This window comes from Rhizobium leucaenae USDA 9039 (assembly GCF_000426285.1).
GTDB classification, from domain to species: domain Bacteria; phylum Pseudomonadota; class Alphaproteobacteria; order Rhizobiales; family Rhizobiaceae; genus Rhizobium; species Rhizobium leucaenae.
Genome location: NZ_AUFB01000070.1, coordinates 1 through 8416, shown reverse-complemented (window position 1 = coordinate 8416; position 8416 = coordinate 1). Strand labels below are relative to the sequence as shown.

The window sequence follows — 8416 nt, the reverse complement described above, 5'->3', positions numbered from 1 at the left end:
CCAAAGTCCCAACGCTCTCCATTCATAGAAATAGCGCTGGACGGTCGAGCAGGGTGGAAAATCCTTCGGCAGCATCCGCCATTGGCAACCAGTTGTGGCGATGTAAAGCAGGGCATTCACCACCTCTCGCAAATCCGTGGTCCGCGGGCGGCCCAAGCGGCGCGGCATTGGCAGGAAAGGCTGAACCAGACCCCATTCCCGATCCGTCATATCGCTTGCGTAGCGTGCCGTTCGCCGGGCATATTGCCGACGGGTGATTTTGGTCCAGGCCATCGTGTTCTCCATCGAATCTCGCAAATCCGAAGGAATCATAACCTGTTGAAATCACCCACCTCTTTTTGAGGCAGCCTCTAAGAGAACTATTGTCAGGTTTGTCCAACCCAGGGTCGCGACGTACTCGGCTGATTATGCTGCATTTCGCATGCAGTTAAGAAAATTTGGTAGAGGCTCTGTGGGTTCTTTCAAATTGGCACGACTCTTGAACTACGGACAGCAATTCCGACCCCTCGGAAAAAACGAGAGGAAAGCAGGATGTCAGCTCTTCCACAGCCCGCTTCCAAAGCTTTAGCGATAACGTTCGCCGGTGGCCGCTCACGGCCAGCGACTTCATCTGGCGACAGCATGGCGTGCCATTATTTGCCCGAGAGACAGCATCGATTGTCTCGGGACGGTTGCGGTTCCACTCAAATCAATAAACAGACTGGCCGAGTTACCGATCTGAATTCCTCGGACCTCTCGCCACCTTCTCAAGCTTTAAATCGAGGGGAACTTGCGGCCGAGTTCGGCCGATTTCTTGACCAGACACATACCGTCGCTCGGTCTAAACAGTTATTTGAGCACTTATCAGCTTTTGCTCTGAATCTTGGCTGCACGTGGATAGCCTACGGTCCTCTTACAACCGAGCGCAAGGTTTTACAGCCGGTTCGACGCCCTTCTTTTGAGATCCTGAACTATCCTGATGAATGGCAGAAGCGATGTCTCGAAATGGGTTATGATCGGAAAGCTCCTATTATCAAGGAAAGTCGAATGCGATCAGGCCCTATTCAATGGAGGGAGGCATACGTTAGCTCGAGCACAACTCCAAACGAACGGCGCATCTTCGACGAGGCTGCAAGCTTTGGCGTAAGGTCAGGCATTACCATTCCATTGCGCAGCGCGGCTGGAAGTTTCGCCATCATGAGCTTTGCCCAGCAGATTGAGCGTGAATTCCACCACAGGGCAATCGCCTACTTACAACTAGCGGCGATACATTTCCATCTGAGACTTGCTAATGTCGGGAGTTCGAATGTCATGGAGAAAGTGCCTGAGCTCTCGCAAAGGGAGAAAGAATGTATTCTCTGGGTAGCACGGGGAAAGTCGTCATGGGACATTGGAATTATTATGAGTATATCTGAAAATACTGTTAATTTTCACATTAAAAACGTCATGAGAAAATTAGACGCTGCGAGTAGAACCGTCGCGGCTATTAAGGCGTTAAATTTCGGATTTATCGAGTTGTAGGAGGCGATGTTCGTTCGTCGCTAAGTGATAGTGCCGCCACTGCCGCAGGCCTGTTTTCCTGCGACGAACAATAGGCAAGTAGGAACACTATCATTCTAGGTAGGAGCACAGTTGGCAATGGCCGTATAGAGTTGCGGAAACTTTCAAAATGGAGCCCGCTTTCGGAGCATTGCTAAGATCTCGCGGTAATTGGCGAGGGGTACAGGCGCTGGTGGGTCATGGCATCTGGTTGAGGAAATAATCGTGAGTAATGACAGCATTTCCAATTCCCTATTTGCCTTTGAAAACCATGAATCGAACGTGCGATCCTATTCCCGATCATTCCCCGTGGTGTTCACGAAAGCGGCAGGAGCCATCCTCGAAGACGAAAATGGTTGTGCGTTCATTGATTTTCTTTCCGGCGCGAGTGCCCTTAACTACGGTCACAATGATCCGCACATCCTAAGTGCTGCCGTGGAATACCTGCATTCAAATGGAGTTATTCATGGGTTAGACATGGCTACGCCGGCGAAAAGAGAGTTTATGGAGCTTTTTGACGACCTGATTTTGCGCCCGTGCGGTCTCTCATACAAATTTCAGTTTGTCGGTCCCACTGGCGCCAATGCCGTCGAGGCAGCTTTGAAACTTGCACGCAAGGTCACTGGACGTCATAGCGTCGTTTCATTCACCAACGGTTATCATGGGGTGAGCCTGGGCGCGCTTGCTGTAACTGGTAATCGATACTTCCGAAATGCGGCAGGTCTTCCTCCTTCCGGCGCGGTCTTCATGCCTTACGACGGTTATTGGGGGCCTGATCAGGATACTACGGAATATCTGGACAAAGTGCTTGCGGATGGTAGCAGTGGCGTCGATTTGCCTGCAGCTGTTATTCTCGAAACCGTTCAGGGTGAGGGCGGCATCAATCCTGCGAGCAGAAACTGGTTGCAGTCGCTAGAGCGGCTTTGCAGGAAGAACGAGATCCTCCTGATTATTGATGACATTCAAGCGGGCTGCGGACGAACTGGCGATTTTTTCAGCTTTGAGTTTGCGGACATTTCTCCAGACATCGTTCTCTTGTCTAAGTCTCTCAGCGGTTGTGGGCTGCCGCTGTCGCTCCTGCTGCTCAAACCCGAATTTGACGTATGGCAACCAGGCGAACACAGTGGAACCTTTAGGGGCAACAATCTCGCACTCGTGACAGCGACTGCTGCTTTGCGAAAATACTGGACAAATGAAAAGCTATCTAAAGGAGTTGTCGAAACAGGATGCATTCTAAGAGAGCGCCTTCAGGAAGTCGCCCAAAGCAACCGAAATTCCAACATTACCGTACGTGGAAGGGGCATGATGGTGGGGCTCGACTGCAGTACGGGCAAATTGGCGGGGGAAATCGTACGGAAAGCCTTTGAAGACGGGCTTGTAGTAGAGCGATGTGGCGCTGAAGATCAGGTTATTAAGCTTCTTCCTCCATTGACAATTGAACGGCAGATCTTGCAGCGTGGCTTGGACATTCTGGAGAAGTCCGTCCACTCAAGCGTATAAAGCTACGCTTGCCTCTTGGAGGCATGGCAGAGCCAAAGCAATGGGGGGAGGGCATTTATCGTAGTTTTGGGCACCGCGGCTCGCACGAACCGGTTCATTCTCCGATCGTGCGGCCGGACGGGCGTCTTCGTTGGCGCCACTCGTAATGGGTTGCCGCTATTTAAAAAGTACGACCCTTAAGCTTGTTGGGTACTGCGGTTGATTTGTCGGATTCATGACACGGAGTTCGGCCCTGCGCGTTGCCCCATCCTCACCTAAATAGTTGAACAGTGGTAAGCGGTTAGCCGACGGCGTCTGGTTTGAAGTTCCATGGCATGAGCAGCTCAATATCAGCGGCTGGCCAGCGATTTGCGATGCGGGTGAGCGTTTGAGATAGCCAGGCAAGCGGATCGACGTTGTTCATTTTTGCCGTCTGCAGAAGTGTGGCGATCGTCGCCCATGTCTCTCCGCCGCCCTCGCTGCCGGCAAAGAGACTATTCTTCCTCGTAATGGTTTGGGGCCGGATGGCACGCTCGACTATGTTGGAGTCGATTTCGACGCGGCCGTCCGTCAAGAAGTGCTCCAGCGCCTCCCGGCGTGTCAGGCCGTAGCGTATCGCCTCAGCAGTCTTGGACTTTCCGGAGACTTTGGAGAGTTCCTTCTCCCACAACTGGAAGAGATCGGCGACAATGCCAGCGGACGTCTCCTGACGGCGCCTCGCGCGCGTTTCGGCATCACTGCCGCGGATCTCGTCCTCGACCTTCCAAAGTTCCGTCATGGCTGTGATCGACGCCGTTGCAGCGTCATTAATGCCGCCGACATGCAGCTCGTAGAACTTTCGGCGTAAATGTGCCCAGCATCCGGCAAGCTTGATCGTTTCATTGCTGCCGGACTTGGCGCGCTCCTTGAGCATGCTGGTATAAGCCGAGTACCCATCCACTTGCAGGATGCCGCTGAACCCGGCGAGATGACGCGCGACACACTTGCCACCCCTGCTGTCTTCGAAGCGATAGGCAACCATCGGCGGGCCAGACCCGCCAAACGGTCGGTCATCGCAAGCGTAGGCCCATAACCACGCCTTCATCGTTCTACCAGAGCCGGGGACCAGCGTCGGTAAGGTGGTCTCGTCTGCAAAAACCCTCTCTCCGGCTTTAATGCGTTCCAAGATGTAATCCGCCAAGATCCGCAGCTCGAAGCCCAGATGCCCCATCCATTGGGCCATCAAAGAGCGGCTGAGAACCACGCTGTCGCGCAGATAGATCGCCTCCTGCCGGTAGAGCGGAAGACCATCGGCGTATTTCGACACGGCGATATAGGCCAGCAACCGTTCGCTCGGCAGCCCACCTTCGATGATATGCGCGGGCGCCAAAGCCTGCAGCACGCCGTCACGTTCGCGGAAGGCATATTTCGGGCGGCGTGTGACGATGACCCTGAACTTCGGCGGTATGACATCAAGCCGCTCGGATCGGTCCTCGCCGATCAGAACCTTTTCCAAGCCTTGGCAGTCGTCGGGGATCTCCGGCTCGATCACTTCCTCGATGCGTTCGAGATGGGCGGCAAAACCTTTGCGTGGCCGCGCCTCCCTTTTTGGCCGCTCTTTGCCCACTTGGCCGAGCTCGCTGTCAATCGCCGCAAGGCCAGTCTCGACCTCCTCAAAAGCGAAGTCTATCTGCTCGTCGTTTATCGCCAGCCGCAGTCGCTCGGAGCGCGTACCGTTTTGGGCCCGCTGCAAAACCTTCAAGATCGCCGTCAAAGTGGTGATCCGCTCGTCGGCTTTCTGTTGGACAGCCTTCATTCGGGCAATTTCGGCGTCAGTCGCAGCCTTCTCTGCGTTCAAAGCGATGATCATCGCTTTCAGCGCATCGATGTCGTCAGGAAGGTCGGGACCGGGTAAAATCATGCGCGTAATAGAGCATAAAATCAGCCGATTTCCCAACACTTACAGCAACATGATTCAACTTGCCGCACGTCGTCATCAGCCGATCGAAAGTGGCCGGCGCACCTTGGCGGGGCGGATCTTTTTCCAATCCATTCCGGCCAGAAGTGCCATCAATTGCGCATGGTCGAGACGGACGCGGGCAGCAGACGGGACAGGCCAGCAGAAGCCATTTTCTTCGATTATTTTGGCGTAAAGGCAGACCCCACTGCCATCCCACCAAACAATGCGGATCCGGTCTGCACGTTTCGAGCGGAATACATAAAGCGCACCGTTAAAGGGTTATGTGGCGCGCCACATAACCATATTTATGCATCGGGTGAGATTTTGTGGCGGAGCCATTACGGCGCCAGCCGGGGACTGCCAAATCTAGAATTCTCCGCCACATAATATTTCATGCCTCTCTGACGGGCGCGGGATCCCCCTGCGCCGCAATACTGGAGGGGCAATATGCTCGACTTCTATTTTTCGTATCGTGGGGTACTCAAGCGTCTGCGTAGCGGTGCGCTCGGCGGCGAGATGGATCGCTTCGCGGAGCATTTTTTCACGCTCGGTTATAAGCGAGCGTCTGCCAAGATTTACCTGAGCCGGATTGCGCGCTTTAGCCAGTTTGCCGCGAGGCGTTCTTCTGGGCGGCCGCCGCTTTCTGGATTGGTTCCGCCATCACCATCTCGGCCAGGACCTCGAGCCGTTGACGGCTGAGCAGGTCCTTGCTGCTGTCGAGCATCGGCTGTCGCTATCGGCGACCTCCGGCAGCCGCACGGCAGCGACTGCTCACACTCGAACATTTCTTCGGTTTTTGTATTGGGCTGGCTACCATCGCCAAGATCTCGCCGGCGTTGTCCCAAGGACGCCCTCTTGGCGTTTGGCACATTTGCCGCCACGCCTTGCATGGGATGACGTTCGGCAGGCGATCGATGCGATCGGCGCAACGACGCCGGTCGACATCCGCGATCGAGCCGTCCTGCTGCTGCTCGCCACTACGGGCATTCGCAACGGCGAGTTACGCGCCATTCGGCTGAAGGATATCGACTGGCGTACTGGCGAGGTTTTTGTCCGGCGCACCAAGGGCAAGCGTGATCGGGTGGTGCCACTCCTAGAGGAGACCGGCGCCGCACTCGCCGATTACATCCTGCGCGCTCGACCGAAGGTGGATAGTCCGTATCTGTTCCTGTCCTTCACGCCGCCGCTGGGGCCGTTCAAGTGCGCGTCGCCTGTTTCGAGGATCGTGCGGAAGCGGTTGCGGCATGGCGGGGTCGAACTTGGGCGAGTCGCAGGTGCGCATCTCCTGCGCCACAGCCTTGCCACCCAGCTCGTCAGGCAGCAAAGGCCAATCAACGAGGTCGCCGATCTTCTTGGCCACCGGAGCATCAACACAACGGCGTTGTACGTGAAGGTTGCGGCCTCGCAACTCGCCGAGGTCGCACTCCCCTTTCCGGGAGGCGCCGCATGACCGCCTTTGCCCGATTCCTCGGCGAGAAGGTTGAGCGTTACATCGAACTGCGCCACTCGCTCGGCTATGCCTTCAGTAAGCAAGCTGGTACGTTGCGCGCTTTTGTCCGCTACGTTGAACGCACTCAAATCGACGCGCCCGCCACCCGGACGATGGCGCTGGACTTCGTCCTATCGTTCGGCGGGGCCGCCAACAGCCGCACCACTCGTCACGGCGTGCTCCGCAGATTCTACGAGTATCTCGCCGTCTATGACGCCCAAACCGAGAGCTTGGAGCGTAGGGTCTTTCCCAGATCCAGGGCAATTCCGCCGCCGCGGATCCTCAGCGAGTCAGAGTTGGCGTCGCTCATCGACGCATGTGCGCGCATTTCGCCAAGCATCCCTCTCAGGGGGCGGACGATGGCAACGCTAATCGGATTGTTGGCAAGCTCGGGACTGCGATCTGGCGAAGTGGTAAGGCTTGATCGTTCCGACGTCGATCTGACCAACGGGGTTCTTCTCGTTCGGAAGACGAAGTTCCGCAAGGACCGTCTCGTTCCAGTTCACACGACGACCCAGGCTGCCCTTCGCCACTACGCCAGTGAGCGTGACGCCGCTTTTCCCACGCCCAAGGACCAGGGCTTCTTCCTCAGCTCTCGTGGCAACCGCCTCTCAGCGACCGGCCTGCAAAACGGTTTTGCCGAGGTGCGTAAGCTCTCCGGCCTTGATGGCGGTAAGCCCTTAAGGCCGCACGATCTCAGGCACCGGTTCGCCGTGACCCGCCTCAGCTTCTGGCATCAACAGCGCGCAGACGTTCAGGCGTTGCTCCCGTTGCTCGCCACCTATCTCGGCCACGCCAGCTACAGCGATACCGCTTACTACCTCACTGGTTCGGCGGATCTTCTCGCCATTGCGGCGGACCGCGCTTTCCTCGATGGAGGTGCAGCATGAGCGAACATCTGCTCCTGGCGCCGCTCCTGGAATCCTACTTTCGCCGGCGCCTAACCAAGCAGCGCAACGCCACTCCCGCGACTGTCGCGAGCTATCGCGACGCCTTGCGCATGCTGATCCTCTTTGCCGCCGCCAGGTTGCGGAAGAGGCCGGCGGCGTTGGTGCTCGAAGATCTCGATCGAGACCTCGTTCTCGCATTTCTCGACGAACTCGAGGAGAAGCGGAACAACACCGTCGCCACGCGTAATGCCCGACTAGCTGCGATACGATCTTTCTTCCACCATGTGGCAGCCGCCGACCCGGCGTCCTTTGGTGTCGCGCAACGCGTGCTGACGATTCCCACAAAACGCGCGCACATTGAGGTGACGCACCATCTCACCGACGCAGAAGTGGACACCGTCATTGCGGCGCCCGATCAGAGGACGCCCCGTGGTCGGCGCGACCGCGCGTTTCTGCTGTTCCTGGCGCGGACCGGCGCGCGGGTCTCCGAAGCCATCGGTGTCAATGCTGACGACCTTCAGTTGGGACGCCCGCACTCGCAGGTGCTATTGCACGGTAAGGGGCGCAGAGATCGCGTCATCCCCGTTCCTCAGGATCTGGCGAGAGCGCTGGCGGCCTTGTTGCGCGAGCGCGGAATCACCAACCACGAACCACGACCGATCTTTATCGGTGCCCACAATGAGCGCCTGACGCGCTTCGGGGCGACCCACATCGTACGACGAGCGGCGGCCAAGGCAGTGGCCACAAGGCCGGATTTGGCCGAAAAGCCCATATCGCCACACATCTTCCGGCACTCCCTTGCCATGAAGCTTCTCCAGTCCGGCGTGGATCTTTTGACGATTCAAGCCTGGCTCGGGCACGCACAGGTCGCCACCACCCACCGCTATGCCGCCGCGGATGTCGAGATGATGCGTAACGGACTCGAAAAGGCGGGCATCAAGGGCGATTACGGGACGCGCTTCCGGCCCACCGATGCCGTTCTGCAACTGCTGAACAGCATCTAAGCTAAAACATTATGTGGCGGAAGATGCCAGATTTGGCAGTCCCCGGCTGGCGCCATGACGGCTCCGCCACAAAATCTCACCCGATGCATAAAAAGGG

8 protein-coding genes and 1 pseudogene are annotated in these 8416 nt (G+C 56.9%); 5 read left to right on the top strand and 4 right to left on the bottom strand.

From position 1 onward, the window contains the following. Window positions 1-273: transposase (locus K290_RS0132880; protein ID WP_028755373.1), on the bottom strand; the 273-nt coding region annotated here is incomplete at its 3' end. Between the two features lie 258 nt (window positions 274-531). On the opposite strand from K290_RS0132880, the gene K290_RS0132875 reads away from it, so the two are divergent. Together K290_RS0132875 and ectB are read left to right on the top strand one after the other, a co-directional pair. After that, a complete protein-coding gene (locus K290_RS0132875; protein WP_004126135.1) occupies window positions 532-1500 on the top strand; it encodes a LuxR family transcriptional regulator in 969 nt (322 codons plus the stop codon). Between the two features lie 243 nt (window positions 1501-1743). Next, window positions 1744-3018: a diaminobutyrate--2-oxoglutarate transaminase gene (gene ectB, locus K290_RS0132870; protein ID WP_004126138.1), complete on the top strand. Its 1275-nt coding sequence runs from the start codon at window positions 1744-1746 to the stop codon at window positions 3016-3018. A 280-nt stretch (window positions 3019-3298) separates the two neighbouring features. On the opposite strand, the gene tnpC is transcribed toward ectB, so the two are convergent. From tnpC to K290_RS38845, 3 genes and pseudogenes are all read right to left on the bottom strand, one after another. Beyond that, window positions 3299-4897 (bottom strand): IS66 family transposase, encoded by a 1599-nt coding sequence (gene tnpC / locus K290_RS0132865; protein ID WP_004126142.1) that lies wholly within the window; start codon window positions 4895-4897, stop codon window positions 3299-3301. A gap of 75 nt (window positions 4898-4972) precedes the next feature. Beyond that, window positions 4973-5203, bottom strand: a pseudogene (tnpB, locus tag K290_RS39055) (IS66 family insertion sequence element accessory protein TnpB); the annotation flags it as partial. A gap of 331 nt (window positions 5204-5534) precedes the next feature. Further along, window positions 5535-5660, bottom strand: a complete 126-nt coding sequence (locus K290_RS38845) for a hypothetical protein (RefSeq protein WP_276307848.1) — start codon at window positions 5658-5660, stop codon at window positions 5535-5537. A gap of 138 nt (window positions 5661-5798) precedes the next feature. Here K290_RS38845 and K290_RS38695 point away from each other — a divergent pair, with 138 nt between their 5' ends. Genes K290_RS38695 through K290_RS0132845 form a run of 3 tightly spaced genes read left to right on the top strand, consistent with a single transcriptional unit; the run spans window position 5799 to window position 8319 of the window. Then, window positions 5799-6386, top strand: a complete 588-nt coding sequence (locus K290_RS38695; RefSeq protein WP_028755352.1) for a site-specific integrase — start codon at window positions 5799-5801, stop codon at window positions 6384-6386. Next, the gene (locus tag K290_RS0132850; protein ID WP_004126144.1) at window positions 6383-7315 is read left to right on the top strand and encodes a tyrosine-type recombinase/integrase; all 933 of its coding nucleotides are present in this window, start codon (window positions 6383-6385) and stop codon (window positions 7313-7315) included. The genes K290_RS38695 and K290_RS0132850 overlap by 4 nt, the downstream gene beginning before the upstream one ends. Continuing rightward, window positions 7312-8319, top strand: coding sequence for a tyrosine-type recombinase/integrase (locus K290_RS0132845; protein ID WP_004126146.1), 1008 nt, complete (start codon window positions 7312-7314; stop codon window positions 8317-8319). The genes K290_RS0132850 and K290_RS0132845 overlap by 4 nt, the downstream gene beginning before the upstream one ends. Window positions 8320-8416 lie beyond the last annotated feature (97 nt).

What these genes read in the sequence shown, in the direction of transcription:
- K290_RS0132875 (WP_004126135.1), top strand. Translation starts at nt 532, where the DNA reads ATGTCAGCTCTTCCACAGCCCGCTTCCAAAGCTTTAGCGATAACGTTC.
- tnpC (WP_004126142.1), bottom strand. Translation starts at nt 4,897, where the DNA reads ATGATTTTACCCGGTCCCGACCTTCCTGACGACATCGATGCGCTGAAA.
- K290_RS38845 (WP_276307848.1), bottom strand. Translation starts at nt 5,660, where the DNA reads ATGCTCGACAGCAGCAAGGACCTGCTCAGCCGTCAACGGCTCGAGGTC.
- K290_RS0132850 (WP_004126144.1), top strand. Translation starts at nt 6,383, where the DNA reads ATGACCGCCTTTGCCCGATTCCTCGGCGAGAAGGTTGAGCGTTACATC.
- K290_RS0132845 (WP_004126146.1), top strand. Translation starts at nt 7,312, where the DNA reads ATGAGCGAACATCTGCTCCTGGCGCCGCTCCTGGAATCCTACTTTCGC.